At 72.0% G+C, this 20431-nt stretch carries 20 protein-coding genes and 2 pseudogenes; 13 read left to right on the top strand and 9 right to left on the bottom strand.

Translation table 11 applies throughout. The features are described from left to right. Positions 1 to 25: 25 nt before the first annotated feature. Both ACQEVZ_RS44170 and ACQEVZ_RS44165 read left to right on the top strand, forming a co-directional pair. Complete coding sequence (locus ACQEVZ_RS44170; protein WP_433386238.1) at positions 26 to 154, top strand: hypothetical protein; 129 nt, start codon at positions 26 to 28, stop codon at positions 152 to 154. Next, positions 94 to 357 (top strand): annotated as a pseudogene (locus ACQEVZ_RS44165) (transposase); the annotation flags it as partial. The gene ACQEVZ_RS44170 and the pseudogene ACQEVZ_RS44165, both read left to right, overlap by 61 nt. Before the next feature lie 94 nt (positions 358 to 451). Here ACQEVZ_RS44165 and ACQEVZ_RS44160 read toward each other — a convergent pair. The 3 genes from ACQEVZ_RS44160 to ACQEVZ_RS44150 all read right to left on the bottom strand — a co-directional run bounded on the left by ACQEVZ_RS44160 (position 452) and on the right by ACQEVZ_RS44150 (position 3499). Beyond that, positions 452 to 751, bottom strand: coding sequence for a GNAT family N-acetyltransferase (locus ACQEVZ_RS44160; protein WP_433386061.1), 300 nt, complete (start codon positions 749 to 751; stop codon positions 452 to 454). A gap of 56 nt (positions 752 to 807) precedes the next feature. Continuing rightward, on the bottom strand, positions 808 to 1251 hold the full coding sequence (locus tag ACQEVZ_RS44155) for a hypothetical protein (protein WP_433379189.1): 444 nt from the start codon (positions 1249 to 1251) through the stop codon (positions 808 to 810). Positions 1252 to 1378: 127 nt separating this feature from the next. Continuing rightward, complete coding sequence (locus ACQEVZ_RS44150) at positions 1379 to 3499, bottom strand: diguanylate cyclase domain-containing protein (RefSeq protein ID WP_433379186.1); 2121 nt, start codon at positions 3497 to 3499, stop codon at positions 1379 to 1381. 285 nt (positions 3500 to 3784) lie between these two features. Here ACQEVZ_RS44150 and ACQEVZ_RS44145 point away from each other — a divergent pair, with 285 nt between their 5' ends. From ACQEVZ_RS44145 to ACQEVZ_RS44135, 3 genes are all read left to right on the top strand, one after another. Beyond that, the gene (locus ACQEVZ_RS44145) at positions 3785 to 5167 is read left to right on the top strand and encodes a carbohydrate-binding protein (RefSeq protein ID WP_433379183.1); all 1383 of its coding nucleotides are present in this window, start codon (positions 3785 to 3787) and stop codon (positions 5165 to 5167) included. A 91-nt stretch (positions 5168 to 5258) separates the two neighbouring features. After that, the gene (locus ACQEVZ_RS44140; RefSeq protein ID WP_433379180.1) at positions 5259 to 5837 is read left to right on the top strand and encodes a copper resistance CopC family protein; all 579 of its coding nucleotides are present in this window, start codon (positions 5259 to 5261) and stop codon (positions 5835 to 5837) included. Between the two features lie 128 nt (positions 5838 to 5965). Continuing rightward, the gene (locus ACQEVZ_RS44135) at positions 5966 to 6364 is read left to right on the top strand and encodes a hypothetical protein (RefSeq protein ID WP_344506819.1); all 399 of its coding nucleotides are present in this window, start codon (positions 5966 to 5968) and stop codon (positions 6362 to 6364) included. 10 nt (positions 6365 to 6374) lie between these two features. On the opposite strand, the gene ACQEVZ_RS44130 is transcribed toward ACQEVZ_RS44135, so the two are convergent. The 4 genes from ACQEVZ_RS44130 to ACQEVZ_RS44115 all read right to left on the bottom strand — a co-directional run bounded on the left by ACQEVZ_RS44130 (position 6375) and on the right by ACQEVZ_RS44115 (position 9287). After that, positions 6375 to 7181 (bottom strand): alpha/beta fold hydrolase, encoded by an 807-nt coding sequence (locus tag ACQEVZ_RS44130; protein WP_433379176.1) that lies wholly within the window; start codon positions 7179 to 7181, stop codon positions 6375 to 6377. A 50-nt stretch (positions 7182 to 7231) separates the two neighbouring features. Then, positions 7232 to 8392, bottom strand: a complete 1161-nt coding sequence (locus tag ACQEVZ_RS44125; protein ID WP_433379173.1) for a DUF1996 domain-containing protein — start codon at positions 8390 to 8392, stop codon at positions 7232 to 7234. Between the two features lie 106 nt (positions 8393 to 8498). After that, positions 8499 to 8642 (bottom strand): hypothetical protein, encoded by a 144-nt coding sequence (locus ACQEVZ_RS44120; RefSeq protein ID WP_433379170.1) that lies wholly within the window; start codon positions 8640 to 8642, stop codon positions 8499 to 8501. 327 nt (positions 8643 to 8969) lie between these two features. Continuing rightward, positions 8970 to 9287 carry a hypothetical protein gene (locus ACQEVZ_RS44115; protein WP_433379167.1) on the bottom strand — a complete coding sequence of 106 codons (318 nt, stop codon included), beginning with the start codon at positions 9285 to 9287 and terminating at the stop codon, positions 8970 to 8972. Between the two features lie 103 nt (positions 9288 to 9390). Here ACQEVZ_RS44115 and ACQEVZ_RS44110 point away from each other — a divergent pair, with 103 nt between their 5' ends. The 3 genes from ACQEVZ_RS44110 to ACQEVZ_RS44100 all read left to right on the top strand — a co-directional run bounded on the left by ACQEVZ_RS44110 (position 9391) and on the right by ACQEVZ_RS44100 (position 10860). Then, positions 9391 to 9942, top strand: coding sequence for a hypothetical protein (locus ACQEVZ_RS44110; protein ID WP_433379164.1), 552 nt, complete (start codon positions 9391 to 9393; stop codon positions 9940 to 9942). Positions 9943 to 10016: 74 nt separating this feature from the next. Then, positions 10017 to 10463 carry a GNAT family N-acetyltransferase gene (locus ACQEVZ_RS44105; protein WP_433379161.1) on the top strand — a complete coding sequence of 149 codons (447 nt, stop codon included), beginning with the start codon at positions 10017 to 10019 and terminating at the stop codon, positions 10461 to 10463. A gap of 4 nt (positions 10464 to 10467) precedes the next feature. Continuing rightward, complete coding sequence (locus ACQEVZ_RS44100; RefSeq protein WP_433379158.1) at positions 10468 to 10860, top strand: hypothetical protein; 393 nt, start codon at positions 10468 to 10470, stop codon at positions 10858 to 10860. A gap of 66 nt (positions 10861 to 10926) precedes the next feature. Here ACQEVZ_RS44100 and ACQEVZ_RS44095 read toward each other — a convergent pair whose 3' ends face one another. Further along, positions 10927 to 11913 (bottom strand): zinc-dependent alcohol dehydrogenase family protein, encoded by a 987-nt coding sequence (locus ACQEVZ_RS44095; protein ID WP_354901965.1) that lies wholly within the window; start codon positions 11911 to 11913, stop codon positions 10927 to 10929. A 236-nt stretch (positions 11914 to 12149) separates the two neighbouring features. Further along, a complete protein-coding gene (locus tag ACQEVZ_RS44090; RefSeq protein ID WP_433379155.1) occupies positions 12150 to 12377 on the bottom strand; it encodes a hypothetical protein in 228 nt (75 codons plus the stop codon). 159 nt (positions 12378 to 12536) lie between these two features. Between ACQEVZ_RS44090 and ACQEVZ_RS44085 the strand changes: the two genes are divergently transcribed. The 5 genes and pseudogenes from ACQEVZ_RS44085 to ACQEVZ_RS44065 all read left to right on the top strand — a co-directional run. Continuing rightward, on the top strand, positions 12537 to 13295 hold the full coding sequence (locus ACQEVZ_RS44085) for an SDR family NAD(P)-dependent oxidoreductase (protein ID WP_344506801.1): 759 nt from the start codon (positions 12537 to 12539) through the stop codon (positions 13293 to 13295). A gap of 23 nt (positions 13296 to 13318) precedes the next feature. Further along, the gene (locus tag ACQEVZ_RS44080) at positions 13319 to 13708 is read left to right on the top strand and encodes a MerR family transcriptional regulator (RefSeq protein WP_344506799.1); all 390 of its coding nucleotides are present in this window, start codon (positions 13319 to 13321) and stop codon (positions 13706 to 13708) included. A gap of 426 nt (positions 13709 to 14134) precedes the next feature. Further along, the gene (locus ACQEVZ_RS44075) at positions 14135 to 15133 is read left to right on the top strand and encodes a multicopper oxidase domain-containing protein (protein WP_433379150.1); all 999 of its coding nucleotides are present in this window, start codon (positions 14135 to 14137) and stop codon (positions 15131 to 15133) included. A 23-nt stretch (positions 15134 to 15156) separates the two neighbouring features. Beyond that, positions 15157 to 19092, top strand: a complete 3936-nt coding sequence (locus ACQEVZ_RS44070) for a ThuA domain-containing protein (RefSeq protein ID WP_433379147.1) — start codon at positions 15157 to 15159, stop codon at positions 19090 to 19092. After that, positions 19092 to 20310, top strand: a pseudogene (locus ACQEVZ_RS44065) (cupredoxin domain-containing protein); the annotation flags it as partial. The gene ACQEVZ_RS44070 and the pseudogene ACQEVZ_RS44065, both read left to right, overlap by 1 nt. Positions 20311 to 20431: the final 121 nt, after the last annotated feature.

Raw genomic sequence — 20431 nt, 5'->3', positions numbered from 1 at the left:
ACACCCAACGCCGTATCTTGCCTCAGTGACCTACTTCGCGGACCTGACGCCCTACGCGTACTCGCGCGACGACCACGACACCGTCACGCACGAATGGGGCACGCTGGACTACCGACCGCGGTACGAGCGGCTTGGCGGTACCCCTCAGACCTGACCGACGAGCAGTGGGCGCTGGTCGGGCCGCTGCTCCCAGCGCCCAAACGCGTTGGTAGGCCAGAAAAGCATCCACGAAGATCCATTGTGGACGCTGTTCTGTACGTGGTCCGCACCGGCTGTGCCTGGCGGTACCTGCCACGCGACTTCCCGCCATGGCAGACGGTCTACTGGTACTTCAAGCAGTGGGAAGAGGCCAAGGTCACCGGCTCGCGAAACATACGTGCCAACTCCACTTGCTCCGGCGCCGTCCGGCATCCGTTCAGCGTGGCGTGCAATCACGACCTGCCCGGACGCGTCACGACAGCCGCGGGGCTCCGGTGTAGCGGAAGGTGTTGGAGGCGCGGCGGGTGAAGCCGAGTCGTTCGTACAGGCGGATGGCGGAGACGCGGTCGGGGCGGGATGTCAGGTCGACGCTGCGTGCGCCTTCGGTTTCGGCGAGGTGCAGGGCTTCGCGGATGAGTGCGGCGCCGGCGCCGTGGCCTCGGGCGGACTCGTCGACGACGACGTCTTCGATCCTGGCGCGCAGGCCGGTCGGGACGGGGAAGGTGACCAGCGTCAGCACGCCGACGTCCCTGCCGACGGTCGCCCGATCCAGCTCACCCGCCAGACGGCGACCGCATCACCCCGGTGACGTCGATGGAGCCGCAGCTTTCAGGAGCTGTGGCCTTCGGATCCGTCGATGGCGGCCTCCCAGCCGCCGACGAGTCCGATCAGGAGCGAGTCGTCCACCCGACCGTCCTCGACCGATCCGACCAGCTCCGGGCCGAAGTAGACATCGAACGACACGTTGCGCCGCTCCGAGATCCGGCCGACTTCGCCCATCACCTCGTTCACTTCTTCCAGGTGGGCCCGGCGCACCTGGCCGTCCAGTTCCTCGCCCCACGGCGGCAGGGTGGAGTGGACGTACAGCGCCAATCCAGAAATGCGGGCGCCGACTACTCCTCCCGGCTCGTCGCAGAATTCAGGCGGTCCGAGAAGCCAAGACCGGCGGCCGGCGAGCTCGTCCGCCGACGAACGCAGCGCGGCCTTGACCGCATCGGATGCCTCTCCTTCGACCACGACAACCAGACTGTCGATCGGATGCTCTTCCCGCACGGTGACGCCTCCGCTGGCCGCACATGCCCGGTCCACCCGGGTTGGTTCGAACGACGCCCGTTGCTGGTGGTGTCGCCATTGTGCACGAGGACGGTACCTGTCAGGGCTTCGGCGGCGGGTAGCGTCCTCAGCGGGCGGCGGTCTTCGCCTGGTACATGGCCGTGTCGGCGGCGGAGAGGATCTCGTCGGCGGTGGCGCGGTCGCCGCACGGGGTGCAGCCGATGCTGACGCCGATCCGCACGAGCTGGCCGGCGACCGTGTAGGGCGCGGCGATCGACGCCCGGAGGCGGTCGGCGATGCTGTCCAGTCGCTCCGCCTCCGCCAGGAACACCACGAACTCGTCGCCGCCGAAGCGGGCGGCCATGTCCCCGGTGCGCAGCGACCGGCGGATGCGCTCCGCCACGTAGACGAGCAGCTCGTCGCCGGCGGCGTGGCCGAGGCGGTCGTTGACCTGTTTGAAGCCGTCGAGGTCGAGGAACAGCACGGCGAAGCGGCGGTCGGGGGCGCGGACGGCACGCGAGAGGGTCTCCACGAGCGCGGCCCGGTTGGGCAGGCCGGTGAGCGGGTCGGACAGGGCGGCGCGGCGCAGCCGCGACTCCTGCTCCCGCAGGTCCAGCCCGACGGTGAGCAGCGCCGCACACTGGTTGACCAGCTCGCGGCCGTCCTCGACCTGGCTCTCCACGACGCCGGCGACCGCGAGCAGGCCCCGGTCGCTGGCGTTGACCTTCGCCGGCACGACGAAGACCGTCTCGCCGGGACCGGCCGCGTCGATCAGCCCGGCCGGCGGGAACGCGCGCACCTCGAGGGTGCCGCCGCCGATCGCCGGGCCGGGGTGGCGGCGCCAGCCGTCCGTGACGTCGAGCCGCCCTGCCGCGGCCCAGAGTCCGAGGGAGCCGGCGGTCGCCGGGGTCACGGACAGCCAGCCGAGGTCCCGCGGGTCGGATCGGCGGTTGTAGAGCAGCGCCATCGACAGGTCGTAGTGGGCGCCGACCGTGGAGCGCAGCCGCCACCGGTCGCCGAAGTCGGCCACCTGCCGGACCCGCACGACGGCGAGGATCAGCTCCTGGACGCAGCCGTCGAGGCGCCGGGCCGTGGCGACGTCGGCGGCGGGCACCTGCTGGACGTACTCCTGCACGGCGCGGGCCACGATCCGCAGGCCTTCCGGCTGGGCCTGCAGGGCGTAGAGCGCGAGCAGCGCGGCGGTCGCGCCGGCGTGGTCCGGGGGTCGCCCGGAGGCCGCCGCGCCGGCCAGGTCGACGACCGAGTCGACGGCCTTGGCGAGGACGGTGAGGTGTTCGCCCGTCCGTACGGCACCCGGCGGCAGCAGCGCGGCGAGGCGCTCGGCGAGCCGGGCCGGGCCGGGATCCGCGACCGGCGGGGGCAGCCGCAGGACCGAGTCGGAGCAGCCGCAGGACCCGCGGGGCACGAACGCGGTCGGCACCCGCTGCGCGCCCGGCGGCAGCGGCGCTCCGGCGACGGCGCGCAGCAGCAGGTCCACCGCGCGGGCCGCCATCACGGCCAGCGGCTGGCGGACGCTGGCGAGGCTCGGGTTGAGGTACGCGGCGACCTCGATGTCGTCGAAGCCGGTGATCGCGAGGTCGTCGGGGCAGGCGAACCCGGCGGCGGTCAGCGCGGTCAGCAGCCCCGTCGCGTTGCGGTCGGTGGCCGCCACGATCGCGGTCGCGGTGTTGCGCAGGACCCGCGGGTCGACCCCGGCGACGCCGCTCTCGAGGTTGTCGGTGGCGGGCAGGAACAGCGCGGGGTCGGGCTCGATGCCGTGGGCGAGCAGGGTCCCGGTGTAGGCGTGGTGGCGTTCGGCGATGTCGGAGGCGGCGACGTACCCCGTGAACGCGATCCTGCGGTGCCCGTGCTCGATGAGGTGCGTGACGGCGTCGCGGACGCCGGCGCTGTTGTCGGCGACGACGGCGGTCAGGTCTGGTCGGCCGGCGCGGTGCCCGAGGAGCACCACGGGCTTCCCGGCGGCGTGGAGCCGGTCGAGGTAGTCGCCGGTGACGGCGTCGGCGAGGACCACGAACCCGGCGATGTGGTCCCAGGCGACCGGCGCGGTGAACGTCGGCGTGCCCCCGTTGACGGCGATGTCCGCGGCGGCGTCGAGGGTCTGCACGGCGACGGTGCGGCTGCCGGCCGCGGCGGCAGCCGCGCTGATCCCGGCGAGGATCGTGCCGTAGTAGGCGCCGCCGACGAACGGCGACAGCACACCGATCACCGCACCGTCGCCCGCGCCCATACCAGCCACCTCCGCCCTCCGTATCGGCAACCGTGGCGGCGGCATTCGTCGAACCGGGCGGGAACACCGGATCTGGGACCGGTTGCGGTACCGGTTGCGCCGCGGACCCATCCGCTCCGCGACCAGCATAGAGAGCGCTCTCTCACGCGAAGCGCAGCCACCCGACAGGTGCTTCTGTTAAGACTCTGAACAGCGGAAACAGTCATTGACACCAGGATCGCACGCTCGCTACAAAGCTTGAGAGCGCTCTCACGAGACACCCCCCGCTCTTGGAGGTTTCCGCCAATGCCCCCTGCTGTGCGCCCCCTGGCCCTCGCGGCCGTCCTGGTGGCGACCGCCGCCGTCACCGTCAACGCCTACGCCGCCGTCCCGTCGACCCCGTCCGGCTGGACGTTGCAGTGGAGCGACGACTTCACCGGCTCGGCCGGCACCCTGCCGTCGTCGACGAACTGGCTCTTCACCACCGGCACCCAGTACGCGGGCGGGCCCGCCAACTTCGGTACCGGCGAGATCCAGAGCTACACCACCAGCACGCAGAACGTCGCCCTCGACGGCTCCGGAAACCTGAGGATCACCCCGATCAGGTCCGGCTCCGGGCAGTGGACGTCCGCCCGCATCGAGACGCGCCGCACGAACTTCAAACCGCCGTCGGGCGGTGTCATGCGCATCGAGGGCCGCCTGCAGATGCCGAACGTCTCCGGTGCCGCCGCCGCGGGCTACTGGCCGGCGTTCTGGGCCCTCGGCTCGCCGTACCGGGGCAACTACTGGAACTGGCCGGGCATCGGCGAGCTGGACATCATGGAGAACGTCAACGGCGTCAACCAGGTCTGGGGCACGCTGCACTGCGGCGTCAACCCGGGCGGCCCCTGCAACGAGACCACCGGCCTCGGCGGGACCCGGACCTGCCCGACCAGCGCCTGCCAGGGCAACTTCCACACGTACGCGATCGAGTGGGACGCGAGCGTCAGCCCGCAGGTGCTGCGCTGGTACGTCGACGGCGTCCAGTTCTTCTCCGTGAACCAGAACCAGGTCGGCTCGTACTGGTCGGGCATGACCAGTCACGAGGGCTACTTCATCCTGCTCAACGTCGCGATGGGCGGCTCGTTCCCCAACGGCGTCGCCGGCTACTCCACCCCCACCGGCAGCACCGCGTCCGGCGTGCCGATGCTCGTGGACTACGTCGCCGTGTACACCAAGGGCAGCGGCTCGACCCCGACCCCGACCCTGACCCCGACCGCCACCCCGACCCCGACCGCGACCCAGACCGGCGGCGGCCGCAGCGCCTACAGCACCATCCAGGCCGAGTCCTACAACGCGCAGTCCGGCGTCGTGCCCGGCAGCGACCAGATCGGGTACCTCGCCAACGGTGACTGGGCCCGCTACGACAACGTGGACTTCGGCACCACCACGCCGAAGGACTTCCTCGCCCGCGTCTCCTCCGGCGCCGCCGGCGGCGTCAGCGGCACCGTCGAGGTCCGCCTCGACAACGTCGGCAACGCGCCGGTCGCGAGCTTCGCCGTCGCCAACACCGGCGGCTGGAGCAGCTTCCGCGAGATCCCGGGCAACCTGACGTCGCAGGTCACCGGCCGGCACACGGTGTTCCTGCGCTTCAGCAGCGGCCAGCCGGCCGACTTCGTCAACGTCGACTGGTTCGTCTTCCGCAGGTAGTACCCCATGAGCGCCGGTGGTCACAGTGGATGCGGCCCGCTGTGACCACCGGCTTCCACGTCCGCGCCGCGCCCCATGCCAGGATTGGCGCATGCGACTGCACGCGACGCTCCGCGCGACCCTGGCCGCCGCCGCGGCGACGCTCCTCATCCTGCTGCCGCCGGCCCCGGCGTGGGCCCACACGACGCTCACCAAGAGCGACCCGGCCGCGGGTGCCACGGTCAGCACGCCGGTCGCCGCGGTGACGCTGACGTTCACGGAGATGGTGAAGCAGCAGGCGAGCACCGTCGAGGTGACCGGTGCCGACGGCGTCTCGTACAGCGAGGGCACCCCCAGATCGGTGAACAAGACCCTCACGCAGGCGGTCCGGCCGCTGCCGCCGGGTCCGGTGACGGTCGTGTGGCGCACGGCCGCCGGCGACGGGCACCCACTGGAGGGCAGGTTCACGTTCACCAACGCCGCGCCGGCCCCGACGAGCGCGGCGCCGTCGCCCTCGCCTTCGCCGTCCGCCGCCCCTTCCAGCGCGGCGCCGTCGCCGGCCGCCGCCGAGCCGGCCGCCAAGGACGACGACGGCGGCGGCAACGCCGGGCTGCTGTGGGCGGCGCTGGGCGCGGCCGCGGTGGTCGCCGCCGGCATCGCGGTCTGGCAGCGGCGGCGCCGCATCAAGTGACCCTCGCCGGGACGCGGGCGGGCCGTTAGGCTTACGCCCGTCCGCATCCCCGGCTCGGCGGCCGGGGCGGGCTACCGGTGCGCGGCGCTCCGGGCCCTGCCCTGTCGTGCTCCCGTGAGGAACCCGCCGTGCCCACCACCACCGAGGTCGCGCCCGCCCGGTCGCGCGACGCCGTCTTCCGGCTCGTCGCCGTCGCCATCCTGATCGCCGCGGGCGTCGTCGCCTGGGTGCTGTTCCGCGGCGGTACCGGCGAAACACCACCACAGGACCGGTCGATCACGGTGTCGATCACCGGCGGCCGGGTCGAGCCGCCCGTCGGCCGGGTCGAGGTGGGCAAGGGCAGCACGATCCGGCTCACCGTCACCTCCGACGTGCCCGACGAGCTGCACGTCCACGGCTACGACCGCAAGGCCGTGCTGGAGGCGGGCCGGCCGGCGACGCTGGAGTTCCGCGCCGACACGACCGGCATGTTCGAGGTCGAGACGCACTCCGGTCACCTGCTGCTGGTGCAGCTGGTGGTGCGCTGATCAGCCTTGCTCAGCCCTTGAAGAACGTCAGCATCGCGTCGTTGACGGCGTCGGGCTGCTCCAGGTAGCCGTAGTGGCCGGCGGCGGGGATCTCGGCGTACTGGGCGCCGGGGATCGCGTCGGCGAGCTCACGGCCGCGGGCCGCCGGCGCCATCACGTCGTCCGCGAACGACAGCACCAGCGTCGGGGTGCCGATCCGCCGGTACGCGCCGAGCCGGTCCGTGTCGAGCTCGACGTCGAGCTGCGGGCGCAGGCCGGCGTCGGTCACGTCGGCCGGCGACATCTCGAACAGGTCGAGCCAGTCCTGCACCGCCTGCTCGTCCTGCAGCGTGCTCGGCGACAGGTTCTGCACCGCGCGCGTCGTCGCGTCGTACACGCCCGGGAGGTGGACGCGCTCGTCGTACAGTGCGCGCTCGGCGGCGGCGAGCGCCCGGGACATCGCGTCGGCGCGGCCCCGGCTCGCCATCAGCACCGCCTGGGTGGCCAGGTCGGGCCGGGCCAGCAGCAGCTCCTGCACGACGTGCGCGCCCATCGACGAGCCGACCAGCCGGCACGGCCCGCCGACGAGCCGCTCGATCAGGCCGGCCGTGTCGGCGACCAGGTCGTCGACGGTGAGCCCGGTCTTCGCCGGGTCACTCGGCGACACGCCACGGTTGTCGAAGGTCATCGCCCGGTAGCCGGCGGCGACCAGCGCGGGCACCTGGTGCAGCCGCCACGTGCGGCCGCGCGCGGCGGTGCCGGCGACCAGCACGACGGCGTCGCCGCTGCCGGACTCCTCGTAGTGCAGCGTCACGGCACCGACGTTCACGAACGGCACGGCCATCCCCCCTGTGGCGAAGTAAGGAGAGCCTAACCGATGCCGCCGCCCTACTGCTGGTAGCCGTTGTTGTCGCAGGTACGGCGCTGCAGGATGCAGTTCTTCGTGCGCTTGTTCATGGTGGCGGCGTCCCACATCACGAACGCGTCGCCGTGCATCGAGGAGGCGCTCCTGCCCTCCTTGTCCGAGGACAGGTAATAGCCCTGCTGGGTGCCCTTCGCGCCGTACTGGATGTCGAAGGTGATCGCCGGGATCTTCACCGGGTGGCTGGCCGGGCAGGCGTTGCCCGAGCCGTGCTTGACGTGGTCCTTGTGGTCGGGGCTGTCCAGGTGCTTGCCGTCCCAGCAGTCCGGGAACTGCATCATGAAGTGCAGCGTGGCGTCGCCGCCGCAGATGGGCCAGTTGCCGTTGGTGCTGCGCGCGACGCCGTCGAGGTCGCCGGGGCCGTAGAAGGCGCAGTAGAACTGGCCCTGCGCCCCGCGCGGCGTCGGCTGCCACTTCGTGGCGTCGCCGCTGATCATCCGCAGGCCGTTCGGCATCGGCAGCTGACCGGCCGACGTGTTCATCAGCGACCGGTAGTAGACCCGGAAGCCGGTGGTCTCGACGGGTTTGTTCGTCGCGGCGTCGTACAGCGTCGGCACCCAGTACGCGGAGTGGTCCTGGACCGGCTTGCACGTCGTGGCCGTGAACTTCGTCAGATCCTCGGGCGTCGTGTCAGCGGTGACGGCCTTGTTCCCGACGAACGAGTGCATGTGCGACGAGCCGGCGAGCCCGGGAAAGACGATCGGGTCGTCGGCCAGGGAGTGGCTGTACTGGCAGTCCGCCCGGAACTCGGCCAGGTTGCCCACCCCCGCCGGCACCGGGTCGGTCTTGAGCGCCTGGTACGCGTCGACCTGCGCCTTCCACGCCGCGGCGTCCACCGGGAGCCAGCCCGTCGCGGGCGCCTTGCCGGTGGCGGACTTCGACGCTCCAGCGCTCGCACTCGCGGCGGCCGACGCGGACCCCGACGGCGCGGGCGCCGCACCGATCACAGCGCCGGATTCCGCCGGTACCGGCGACGCATCCGCAACCGAGGACGGCTTCGCCGATCCGGGCGACGTGGTGAGGTAGACGACGGCCGCGCCGGCCACGACGATCAGGCCCGCCGCCGCCATCACCACCTTGCTCCGGCCGAGCCGCCAGGGAACGCCGTGGTTCGACGCGTACGACAACGGATGACTCCCCACGAGCGTGGACGGTGCACGACCGCCGTGATCGTAGGCGCCGCCGCCCCGTGCCCGACAGAGATCTAAAGCAACCTTAATCCACGACCCGAATTTAGCGGCCGTAGAACCGGTGGGCGAGCAGCTCGGCGGCCAGCTCGTCGACCGACGTGGTCGCGCCCACAGCCCACAGGGCGGCCGCCACGGGGTCGGGGTCGCCGCCCTCGCCGAACGCCGGCAGTGCCAGGAGCAGGTTCACCGGGTCGGTGGGCAGCAGTGCCGAGCTGGCCGCAGTCCCACTCGATGCGCAGCCCTTCGAGCGGCCGTTGCACCGGCCGCGCGACCTCGGCCCGGAGGTCCTCGCCGGCGAAGCCGAGCCCGCGGATCCAGGCGACGCGCGCCGCGGTGACGGGTGCGCCGTATGCCCGGTCGATCCACGCCAGCTGGAACGCGGCGTGCGCCGACGGCTCGACCAGCAGGATGCCGGCGTACGCGTCGAACGCGCCGCCCAGCGTGGTCTCGATCCGCCCGCGCAGGAACGCGTCGTCGGCGTCCTCGATCCGCCGCACGGCCCCTTCGCCCCCGATCAGTGCCCTCCCTCGTTCGCCGTAATTCGCGAAGGCCGCGATGACGGCGTTCCGACGAGCGCGGCCACCGCAGCGCACCCGGCGGGCGGCCCCACCCATTGCAGGCCGATGAGCGCCCAGTACCGCAGATCGCTGTCCCCGCTCATGGCGTCCAGCAGCAGCGGTACCGCCGCCACCCCCGCCCCGTCGACGAGCTCCCGCAGCTTCAGGTCAGGCTCATGCGGCGCCGGCGTGAAGTCGCTGTCCCGGTGCCGCTGCCCCCACAGCTCGTCCCGGAACGCGTCGAACAACCGCCGCGCCTCCGCCTCCCCGCCCACGCCCCCAACGTACGCCAGGACCTCCAGTCGTATCCCCACGTGCCGGCCGGCCGCGCGCGTATGGTCGGTCGCATCGGCCGGGTGCCGGATCGGGGGCGGTGCCGTGAGCTTTCAGCGCTGGCAGGTCTGGCTGGTGCCCGCCGCCGGGGCGCTGGTTCTGGTCAGCAGCCTCACCCCGTGGTGGACCCTGGACATCGCCGACGGTGGTGCGCTCGCCGAAGGCGGGACCGGCTCCGTCACCGCGTGGGAGACCTCGGGTTGGTGGCCGGTCGCCGTCACCATCGGACTGCTCGTCGCCGTGACCTGGACCGGGTGGCGTCTGACGCGCGGCGAGGTGCCGGGCCGCGTCAGCGGCCTGCTCGCACTGGCCAGCCTGGCACCGATCGTCCTGTGCGTGCACCAGTGGCGCGGCATCCAGCCACCGCCGCCGCTACCGGAGCCGGATGCCGCGCCGGAGCTGTCCGCCACCGCGTACATCCAGCGGGGCGACCCGTTCACGACGCCGGGCCTGGACCCCGACCACCTCTTCCGCGTCGAGGGCGGCCTGGTCCCGCAAGGCCCTGGCTGGGGTTTGTACGCCGGAATCGCCTGCCTGGCAATGCTCGCCATCGCGCTGACGCTCAACGCCGCCCGGCCGCGATCCCGCCGGAGCTGAGGCGTCCCGGCGGCCGATGGCTTGGCGAACACCACCCTGACCGCGGCCGGACCGTCCGTCGTTAGAGTGCTGCCATGGACGTTGCTGTCGAGCGCATTGCCGCCGCCACCGAAGAGACGGTCGAGGCATTCGCCCGCCTGCTGCCCCAGCTGTCCGCCTCCGCCGCGCCGCTGGACGCCGCGGCCCTCGACGCACTCCTCATCTGGCCGGGCAACCACATCCTGGCCGCCTGCGTCGACGGCAGGATCGTCGGCGTGCTGACGCTGGTCACGTTCCCCGTCCCGACCGGCCTGCGCGCCAGGATCGAGGACGTCGTCGTCGACGAGTCCGCCCGAGGCCACGGCGCCGGCGCCGCACTCATCCGCGAAGCCCTCCGCCTCGCCGAAACCGAAGGCGCCCGCAGCATCGACCTGACATCCCGCCCCGACCGCGTCTCCGCCATCCGCCTGTACGAACGACTCGGCTTCACCCGCCGCGCCTCCAACACCTTCCGCTACACCGGAGCCCCGCGGCTATCGTGACGCGATGGACGAGGCCCAGTTCTCCATCGACGGCGACGACCCGCTGCGCGACGGGATGCACCTGTCCGTCCGCCTCCGCTACGACTTCACCGTGACCGACGCCGCCCGCCTCCTCGCCGCCGCCCGCCGGCTCCACCTAGACCTGCACCCAGACGCGACACCCGAGGAGGCGGCCGCCATCGTCACCTGCGCCTCCGACGCCATCTTCACCGTGCTGGAGCACGCCGGCCTCGATGAAGCCCTCGAAGCCCGCCTCGCCGACCACACCGCCGACGGCCTGGAAGCCGGCGGCTTCCGCGCCCAGGCCGTCATCGACGAACCGGACCCCTTGCCCGCCGGCTGGGACTGCTTCCGCATCGGCGACGTCTTCGCCCTCCCACCCTCCTCGACCCCCTGACCACAGGTCCCTGCCACGCCCCCAGGTGCGTTTGCTTGCGTGAGGCGCCAGCCGGCCCTCAGAACTTCAGGCGAACGTGAACAGGACCTTTCCGCTGCGTCCCGGTGTCATCGCGTGTTCGATCGCCTCGTGGTACTCGTCCAGGCGGTAGGTCGCGTCGACCGGGACGGTCAGGTCGCCGTCGGCGACGAGGTCGTTGAGTGCCCGGTAGGTCTGCTCGATCTCGGTGCGTGGAGCGTGGCGCAGCCAGTTGAGCAGCCAGAACCCGGTGTGCGTCACCTCGTTGAAGATGAGGTCGTGGGCGCGGACGGCTGGGGGCGCGTCGGTCGCGTAGGCGTAGCTGACGATCGTACCGCCGAACCTCAGCGCCGCGGCGAGGTCGGCGACGGTTCGGCCGGCCGTGGCGTCCAGGGCGAGACCGAGCTCCGCGCCGTCCAGTGCGTCCGCGATCTGCGCGGGCAGGTCGTCCCCGGCGACGATCACCCGGTCACCGCCGGCGTCACGCACCGTCTCGGCGGCGGCCTCGCGCCGCACGATGTTGAGCGTCTTGAAGCCCCGCAGCCGGGCGAGGGCGATGACGCACAGCCCGACAGCGGAGTTGGCGGCGTTGAGGCCGACCCAATCGCCGGGAGCCAGCGTGGCGAACTTGTGCAGCAGCAGGTACGCGGTCGCCGGGTTGATCGGCAGCATGGCGAGTTGCAGCGGGTCGCCGTCCTCCCGGATCGGCACGACGTTGCGGTATCCCGTGGTCACCTGGTCCGCCCAGGTGCCCTGCTCGTAGTTGGGCAGAATGACCACCTTCCGCCCGACCAGGTGCTGACCCGCGCCCCCGCCGGCGTCGATCACCCGACCCACCCCCTCGCCGCCGAGCGGGCTCGGCAGCGACGGCCGCATCCCGTAGTCACCACGGACGAGCAGCAGGTCGGACGGATTGACCGGTGCGGCCTCCATCTCGACCAGGACGTCGTCGGTCCCCAGCGCCGGGTGGTCCGTGCGCTCCAGCGACACGGACCGGCGCGGATCGCCGTACGACGTGACAAGCAACTGCGACATGAGACCCCCAGGCCAACTGCGCGCTACCTCGACGGCATGCCCCGCCAAGACAACGGCATGCCGCGAAAGCGGGTGATCCACGCCGTCCATGGACGTCGAGGGTGGCAGCCCGGCCGAGCATCCCGTTCTGGGGTTCTCCGTCGAGACCCTTCGGGTGGATGTCATCGATCGGCCGCCGCCATCATGAGCGTGTCGGGGATGCCTCAGGGGTCGGGCGTGGCGATGGTCAGTGCCGTTCACGCCGTCGGACGGTGACCGAAGCCGGGCATCGGCACGCCGACCGCGAGCTCGTACGCCAACACGTCGGCAACGCTCACCTGCCGCCCGTCGGCGAGGCTCCGGCACGACGGCCACATGATCGACCGCAGGCGAGGATGCTCGACGGCGCGGAGCGACGCACCCGACTCCAGCGCCACCCCTTGCTCGTCGCACCATGCGACGACGGCGGTCCAGAATCGGTCCACTGTCTCCCAGCACTCCACCGTCCGCACCCCGCGCAACGGGAGCAGCGGCAGTATCGCACTCGTCTGGTGCCCGCGGAGTCCGCGCGAGCGGGCACCGGGCGCCGCTCGCCGCAGCGGCGTTGACCTTGCCGTAGGCGGCAGGGTTGCACGATGACCGCCATGGACACCACCGCATCGCAGAGCGCCAGGGTCGTCGCCGTCACCGGGGCCGGCACCGGCATCGGGCGGGCCGCCGCCCGCGCCTTCGCCGTCGAGGGCGCCCACGTGGTGGCGATCGGCCGGCGAGGCGAACCGCTCAGGCAGACCGCCGCCGGGCACGGCCGGATCACACCGCTGCCCGCCGACATCACCGCCGAGGACGGGCCCGAGCGGATCGCCCGGTCGGTGACGGAGCTGTTCGGCCGGCTCGACGTGCTGGTCAACAACGCCGGCATCGTCCACGGCGGCGTCCTCGGCAGGTTGACCCCGCAGCAGATCGCGGCGCAGGTCGCCACCAACCTCGTCGCGCCGATCCTGGTGACCCAGGCCGCGCTGCCGCTGCTGGAGGCCTCCGGCGGGGTGGTGGTCAACGTCAGCACGTCGGTGGGGCAGCGGGCCTGGCCCGGCAACTCGGTGTACGCCGCGACCAAGGCCGCCCTGGAGCTCCTGACCCGCAGCTGGGCGGTCGAGCTGGCACCCCGCGGGGTCCGGGTGGTGGCGGTCGCCCCCGGCGCGATCGACACCCCCATCGGCGAGCACCAGGGCCTGACGCCCGAGCGGATGGCCGCAGTCCGGGAATGGCAACTGGCACACACCCCGCTGGGCCGGATCGGCCGCCCGGAGGAGGTGGCCTGGGCGATCACCCAACTGGCCGCACCGGCCGCCTCGTTCGTCACCGGCGTGGTGCTCCCGGTCGACGGCGGAGCGGTCGTGGCGTGATAAGAGTGGCCACGGAGGTGGGGATGGTGCGGATCGGTGAGCTGGCCGAAGCGACCGGGACGACCGCTCGTGCGCTGCGGCACTACGAGCAGGCCGGACTGATCTCCTCCGAGCGCGCCTCCAACGGTTACCGCGTGTACGACGAACGGGCCGCGGTGCGGGTCCGCAACATCCGCTATCTGCTGGCCGCCGGGCTCACCCTGGACGACGTGCGTGTGTTCCTGCCATGCCTGGACGGCGATGTCGCCGCCGCGCCGCCCTCGCCCACGGGCCTGCGCGTCGCGCACGACCGGTTGGCGGTCCTCAACGAGCGGATCGCCGCCCAGACCGACGCCCGCGACCGGCTGGCGGCCGCACTCCGGAGCGTGGCTGTCGCCGGCTGCCTGAAGTGGCCGATCGGCGGCCAGCAGTAAGGTTGGCGAGCGCGCCGGGCAAAGGCGGATGGGAAGTCCGTTACCAGCACCTGCTGCTGACTACCGCAAGGTGTGAGCCGGTTCGAGTCCGGTAGCCCGGCGCGCCCGACCTGCCGCCCGGATTCCGCGCAGGTGTCGACCGGGTTGCCGGGGTTCGCCGGCTGCTGGCTAGGGCAAGATTTTACATATCCCGGTGTCCGGTTCGTGCACTACAGTGACTTCTGTTCATAGAGTGCCTTCTTTGTAGATACAAGTCTTTACTTTTGCTCGCCCCGTACATAAGTTGGCAGTTAATCGACAGAAGTCGATTTATGTCTCGTGACGGGGATGCCGGGTGGTGATCGACCCTGCCCGGCGCACGGCCCCTCGCGAGAGAGCGGAGGGGGATGGATGTTCCGTCGACGTACGTCGCGCAGATCGATGCTGGTGGGAGGTGCTCTGGCGGCGTCGGCGGCCGGGCTCGGCACCGCGCTGACGCCCGCGCTCGCCCGTTCCCCGCAGCAGGGCTTACCCGCGCTGGCCGTGGGGGCGACCCGCAAGGTGACGATCTACGCCGAGATGCTGCCGGGCAACCTGTACGGCTACGGGCTCGCCCCCGGACAGGCCACCGTCCCGGGGCCGACGCTGGAGATGTACGAGGGCGACACGCTCGAGGTCACCCTGGTCAACACGACGAACCAGCGGCTGTCGATCCACCCGCACGGCGTCGACTACAGCACCGAGTCCGACGGCAGCCCGCTGCACGCCTCGTTCAACGACCCCGGCGAGACCAGGACCTACACCTGGCGCTCGCACGAGATGACGGCCGCGGCGGGGCGGCGGTTCATGCCCGGCAGCGCCGGCTACTGGCACTACCACGACCACGCGATGGGCACCGACCACGGCACCGGCGGCGTGGCGCGCGGGCTGTACGGCGCGCTGACCGTCCGCCGCCGCGGCGACATCCTGCCCGACAAGCAGTTCACCGTCGTGTTCAACGACATGCAGATCAACAACAAGGTGGCGCCGGACACGCCGATGTTCGAGGCGAACCTCGGGCAGCGGGTCGAGTGGACCGCCATCGGCCACGGCAGCCTCTTCCACACGTTCCACCTGCACGCCCACCGGTGGGCGGACAACCGGACCGGGATGCTCGAGGGCCCCGCCGACCCGAGCCTCGTCATCGACAACAAGGACCTCAACCCGGGCAGCTCGTTCGGGTTCCAGGTGCTCGCCGGGGAGGGCGTCGGGCCGGGCGCGTGGATGTACCACTGCCACGTCCAGGCCCACTCCGACACCGGCATGGCCGGCCTGTTCCTGGTGCGCAACGCCGACGGCAGCATGCCGCCCGGCGCCCAGGAGGCCATCGACCGTTTCCACGGCCACGCGCACGACCCCGCCGCCGCAGCGGCAGCCCAGCCGCACGGCCACGTGCACGGCGGCTGACGACCCACCGACGAAGGAGCCTGATGAGGTTCACCCAATGGCGGCGCACGGTCGCCGCCGCCGTCGCGCTGACCCTGCTGAACACCGCCCAACCAACCTTCACAGCCGAAGCCGCGGCCGCGCCGCCCGCGGCGGCCGCCGAACAGCCGAAGGTCCTGCTGTTCCACGGCCCAGCCACCGAGCAACTGGACCCGGTGGCCCGCGCCGCCCAAGAGATCGCCGAGGTAGGAGCCGACAGCGGCATCGAGGTGACCGAGTCGGAGAACCCGGCCGTCTTCACCGCGGACAACCTCGCCAAGTACCGCGGCGTCGTCTTCCTCTCCGCCGCCGGTGCGGTGCTCAGCCGCGACCAGGAGACCGCGCTGCAGGCCTACGTCAAGGCCGGCAACGGATTCCTCGGCATCGGCGACGCCGCCAAGGCCCAGCCGGACTCGACCTGGTTCACGGGGCTCATCGGCACCCGCCCGGTCGGGGCGATCCCCAACGCGCTGCCCGTCAGCGCCGTGACCGCCAGCGCCGAGAACCCGCCGAACGAGACGAAGGAGAAGCTCACCGACGGCAACTCCGGCACCAAGTGGCTGACGTTCGCCACGACCGGCTGGGTGGCGTACCAGCTGAGCACCCCGGCGGCCGTGAACGGCTACGCGCTCACGTCGGCCAACGACTTCCCCGGCCGCGACCCGAAGGACTGGACCCTGCAGGGCTCCACCGACGGGCAGACCTGGGTCGACCTGGACCGGCGGACCGGGCAGACGTTCGCCGAGCGGTTCCAGACCCGCCGGTTCGACATCACCAACACCACGGTGTACCCGCGGTACCGGCTGAACATCGCCGCCAACAGCGGCGAGCCGAGCATCCAGCTCGCCGACCTGCGCCTCTTCGCCGGTGCCGCCGAGCCGCCCGCGCCGCCGGTCGTGCAGGCCGGCGTGGTGGACGTCCTGGACCGGCAGCACCCGGCGACCGCGTCGCTGCCGCTGAAGCTGACCCGTTCCGACCGCTGGTACAACTGGGAACCGAACCCGGTCGGCACCGTGCACACCGTCGCGCAGGTCGAGGAGTGGAAGCACGTCGCCGGCGCCGGCGCCAACGGCCCATTCCACCCGGTGTCGTGGTGCCGCGACTACGACGGCGGCCGGTCCTTCTACACGGGCATGGGCCACACCGAGGGCAGCTACGCCGAGCGGGACTTCCGCGCCCACCTCGGCGGCGCGCTGCGCTGGACCACCGGCGTCGAGCGCGGCGACTGCCAGGCGACGATCGCCGCCAACTACCGCGTCGAGCGGCTCACCGCCGCGAACCAGACCGGGCAGCTGGACCAGATCGGCGAGGCGCACGGCCTGACCGTCGCCCCGGACGGGTCGATCTTCTACGTCGGCAAGGCCGCCTGCCCGAGCGGGCCGGTCGTCGACTGGGCCAACCCCGATGTCGGTCTCGGCTGCGGCACCATCCACCGGTACGACCCGGCGGCGAAGACCGTGAAGCTGCTGACCACCCTGCCGGTCATGGGCAACCGCGGCAGCGGCTCGGAGCTGGTGAAGAACGAGGAGGGGCTGCTCGGCGTCGTCGCCGACCCCGGCTTCGCGCAGAACGGCTGGCTGTACGTGTACTGGATGCCGCACGCCTCCATCAACCGGGAGACCAGGATCGGGCAGCGGACGATCTCGCGGTTCACCTTCGACAAGGCGGCGCAGAGCATCGACCAGGCCACCCGCAAGGACCTCATCCAGTGGCCGGTGCAGATCCACAGCTGCTGCCACGCCGGCGGCGGGATGGCGTTCGACGAGGCCGGCAACCTGTACGTCGGCTCCGGCGACAGCAACTCCTCCGAGGGCTCCAGCGGCTACTCCGGCAACAACTGGACCGCCGAGTTCGCGGGCACGTCGTTCCAGGACGCGCGGCGCACCGCCGGCAACACCAACGACCTCAACGGCAAGATCCTGCGCATCCACCCGGAGCCCGCCGGCACGTACACGATCCCGTCCGGGAACCTGTTCGCGCCCGGCACCGACAAGACCCGCCCCGAGATCTACGTGATGGGCGTGCGCAACATCGCCCGGCTGCAGTGGGACCCGGTCCGGAACTGGCTCACCGCCGCGTGGGTCGGCCCGGACGCGGCGGCGCCGAGCCCGACGCTCGGCCCGGCCAAGTACGAGACGGCGACCATCATCACCGAGGCGGGCAACCACGGCTGGCCGTACTGCATGGGCAACGGGCAGCCGTACCGCGACCGCAGCGACACCGACGCGACCGTCCTCACCGGCTGGTACGACTGCGCCCACCCGCGCAACACCTCGCCCCGCAACACGGGCCTGGTCGACCTGCCGCCGGTGAAGAACAACATGATCTGGTACTCGCCGGACGGCGGCGGCCCGGTCTTCCCCCTGCGCGCCGACGGCAGCGGCGTCCCGACGTACGTGGCGGCCGACGCCACCTACACGCAGCCCTACCTGCGCGGCGGCGGGCAGGCGGTCATGTCCGGCCCCAGCTACCACCGTGAGCTGGTGAACCAGAACAGCGGCGTCGCGTGGCCGGCGTACTGGGACGGCAAGTGGTTCATCGGCGACGAGTCCAACGCCAGCAACCGGATCGCGGTCACCGTCGACCCGGCCGGGGTGGCCGCGGCGGCGCCGCCGGTCTTCGCCGAGTCGCTGCGCGCCATCATCCCGTCCGGCAGTGGCGACAACCGGCTGCAGAGCTGGATGGACGCGAAGTTCGGCGCGGACGGCGCCCTGTACATGCTCGACTACGGCGGCGGCTTCTTCAGCCTGCACCCCAACCAGAAGCTGATCCGGGTGGCGTACCAGGGCGGCCCGGCGACCCCGGTGCCGGCGGTGAGCGCGGTGGCGGTGCACAACAAGCCGCTCACCTACGCGTTCAACGGCCTGCGCTCCGGCGGCGTCTCGTGGCGCTGGGACTTCGGCGACGGCGGCACGTCCACCGAGGCGAACCCGCGGCACACGTATGCGAAGGTCGGCTCGTACACCGCGAAACTCACCGTCACGTACGCCGGCGGGGCGACGGTCGAGGTGCGCACCACCGTCGACGTCGACTGTGCCGTGCCGGACAGCGGCGCCACGGTCCGCCTGGGCGACACCGACACCGGCGTCGCCAACCGCACCGCCGGCGGGCACTGCACCATCGACGACCTCATCGACGACGAGAGCACCTGGGCCGACCACGACGGCTTCGTGCGGCACGTCTCCGCGGTCGCCGACCGCCTGGTTGCCGCCGGGGTGCTCAACGGGCGGGAGGCGGGGACGCTCACCCGTACCGCGGCCGCCGGACCGATCGGACGGACCGGCAACACCGGCTATGACGCGATCTTCGACGGCACCCCCGAGTCGCTGCGCGGATGGGTGCAGGCGCCGTCGGGGCAGTTCGTGCTCCAGGCCGACGGGACGCTGCGCACCGACGGCGGGCTCGGGATGCTCTGGTACGGCGCCCGCGAATTCGGGGACTTCTCGTTCAAGCTCCAGTTCCGGGACATGGCCCCAGGGACGGCCCGCGCCAACAGCGGCGTCTTCGCCCGGTTCCCCGACCCGCGGACACCCCTGGAGCAACGGCCGGCGGGCAGCTGCGGGACCGTCGGCTCGGCCCGCACGTCCCAGGCCTGGGTCGCCATCTACTGCGGGCACGAGATCCAGCTGTACGACGGCGACACCGGCGAACCGCAGAAGACCGGATCCATCTACAACTTCGACCCGGTGCCGACGACCGGGGGCGCGACCGCGAAAGGTGTGTGGAACGAATATGAGGTCCGCGTCGTCGGGCAGCACTACACGATCGCGCGCAACGGCGTGGTGATCAACGAGTTCGACAACACGCCCGGCAAGCAGTCCTCCCGCGCCGGCGACCCGTCCACGGATCTGCGGCAGTTCACCAGCGGCTTCCTCGGCCTGCAGAATCACGGCACGACCGACGTCATGGAGTTCCGCAACCTGCGGGTGAGGTCGCTGTGATGGCGCGTCGTGTGTTTCTGAGCGTGCTTCTGGCGCTGCTGCCGATGCTCGTGGTCGGACCTTCGCCCGCGCGTGCCGCCGACCAGGTCCTCACCTGGACGACCGACGGGGAGATCACCCGCTACAAGACGGCGCCCACCGAGGCGGTGGCCGGGCCGGCGACGATCGTGTTCGAGAACAGCGCGGCGACCGGCAACACCACCGGGATGCCGCACACGCTCACCTTCGACACCTCGACGGAGGGGTACAACCACGACGTCAGCGTCAACATCCTCGCCAACCCGTTCGACGCCAGCAACGGCCGGCACGAGGTCGCCGTCACGCTGACGCCCGGCCGGTACCGCTACTTCTGCTCCATCCCCGGGCACAGCCTGATGGTCGGCGAGCTCGTGGTCACCGGCGGCGGCGGTGGGGACACCACCCCGCCGACGGTCACCGCGACCGTCACCGGCACCTTCGCCAAGACGGTCACGGTCACCGCGACCGACAGCGGGTCAGGGGTGGCGTCGGTGGAGTACCAGCTCGACGACACGAGCTTCCAGCCGTACACCGCGCCGGTGGTGGTGACCGCGGCCGGCGACCACTCGGTGCAGTACCGCGCCACGGACGTCGCCGGCAACACGTCGGCGACCGGGTCGGTGTCGTTCAGCGTCACCGAACCCGGGCCGGTGGACACCACGCCGCCGACCGTGACCGCCGTGGTCGCCGGCGACGGCACCAGGTCCGCGACGGTGACGGTCACCGCCACCGACAGCGGATCCGGGGTCGCCACCGTGGAGACGCAGCTGGACGGCGGTGCCTGGGTGCCGTACACGGCGCCGGTGACCGTCACCGCCCCGGGCGCGCACATGCTGCACCACCGTGCCACGGACGTGGCCGGGAACCGCTCGCCGGAGGGGATGGTGATGTTCACCGTCACCGAGCCGCCGGTGGAGGACACCACGCCGCCGACCGCGACCGCGACGGTGACCGGGACCAGCCCGGCGACCGTCACGATCACCGCGACCGACAGCCAGTCGGGGGTCCGCTCGATCGAGTACGCCCTCGACGGCGGGGCCTGGACGGCGTACAGCGCTCCGGTCGTCGTCAGCGCCGCCGGCACGCACAGCGTCGCCTACCGGGCCACCGACCAGGCGTCGAACGTCTCGGCCCCGCAGACCGTGACGTTCACCGTCGTGCCGCCCGGCACCGACGCCTGCCCCAACTCCGACGACCGGCCGACGGTCGTCATCGGCGGGGTCGACTCCGGGGTCGCCAACGTCGACACCGGCGACGGCTGCACCGTCAACGACCTGATCGCCGAGCACGCGGGCTACCCGTCCCACGCCGCCTTCGTCCG

Origin of the sequence: Dactylosporangium sp. CA-152071, assembly GCF_050936335.1 — a bacterium.
In the GTDB taxonomy this organism is placed as follows: domain Bacteria; phylum Actinomycetota; class Actinomycetes; order Mycobacteriales; family Micromonosporaceae; genus Dactylosporangium; species Dactylosporangium maewongense.
The sequence above is the reverse complement of the archived record's forward strand: the minus strand, read 5'-3'. Positions and strand labels throughout refer to the sequence as shown.

Bases quoted from the DNA above. Each gene is read 5' to 3' on its own strand.
- ACQEVZ_RS44150 (WP_433379186.1), bottom strand. From the start codon at position 3,499: ATGGGCGCGGGCGACGGTGCGGTGATCGGTGTGCTGTCGCCGTTCGTC.
- ACQEVZ_RS44145 (WP_433379183.1), top strand. From the start codon at position 3,785: ATGCCCCCTGCTGTGCGCCCCCTGGCCCTCGCGGCCGTCCTGGTGGCG.
- ACQEVZ_RS44140 (WP_433379180.1), top strand. From the start codon at position 5,259: ATGCGACTGCACGCGACGCTCCGCGCGACCCTGGCCGCCGCCGCGGCG.
- ACQEVZ_RS44105 (WP_433379161.1), top strand. From the start codon at position 10,017: ATGGACGTTGCTGTCGAGCGCATTGCCGCCGCCACCGAAGAGACGGTC.
- ACQEVZ_RS44100 (WP_433379158.1), top strand. From the start codon at position 10,468: ATGGACGAGGCCCAGTTCTCCATCGACGGCGACGACCCGCTGCGCGAC.
- ACQEVZ_RS44095 (WP_354901965.1), bottom strand. From the start codon at position 11,913: ATGTCGCAGTTGCTTGTCACGTCGTACGGCGATCCGCGCCGGTCCGTG.
- ACQEVZ_RS44085 (WP_344506801.1), top strand. From the start codon at position 12,537: ATGGACACCACCGCATCGCAGAGCGCCAGGGTCGTCGCCGTCACCGGG.
- ACQEVZ_RS44080 (WP_344506799.1), top strand. From the start codon at position 13,319: ATGGTGCGGATCGGTGAGCTGGCCGAAGCGACCGGGACGACCGCTCGT.
- ACQEVZ_RS44070 (WP_433379147.1), top strand. From the start codon at position 15,157: ATGAGGTTCACCCAATGGCGGCGCACGGTCGCCGCCGCCGTCGCGCTG.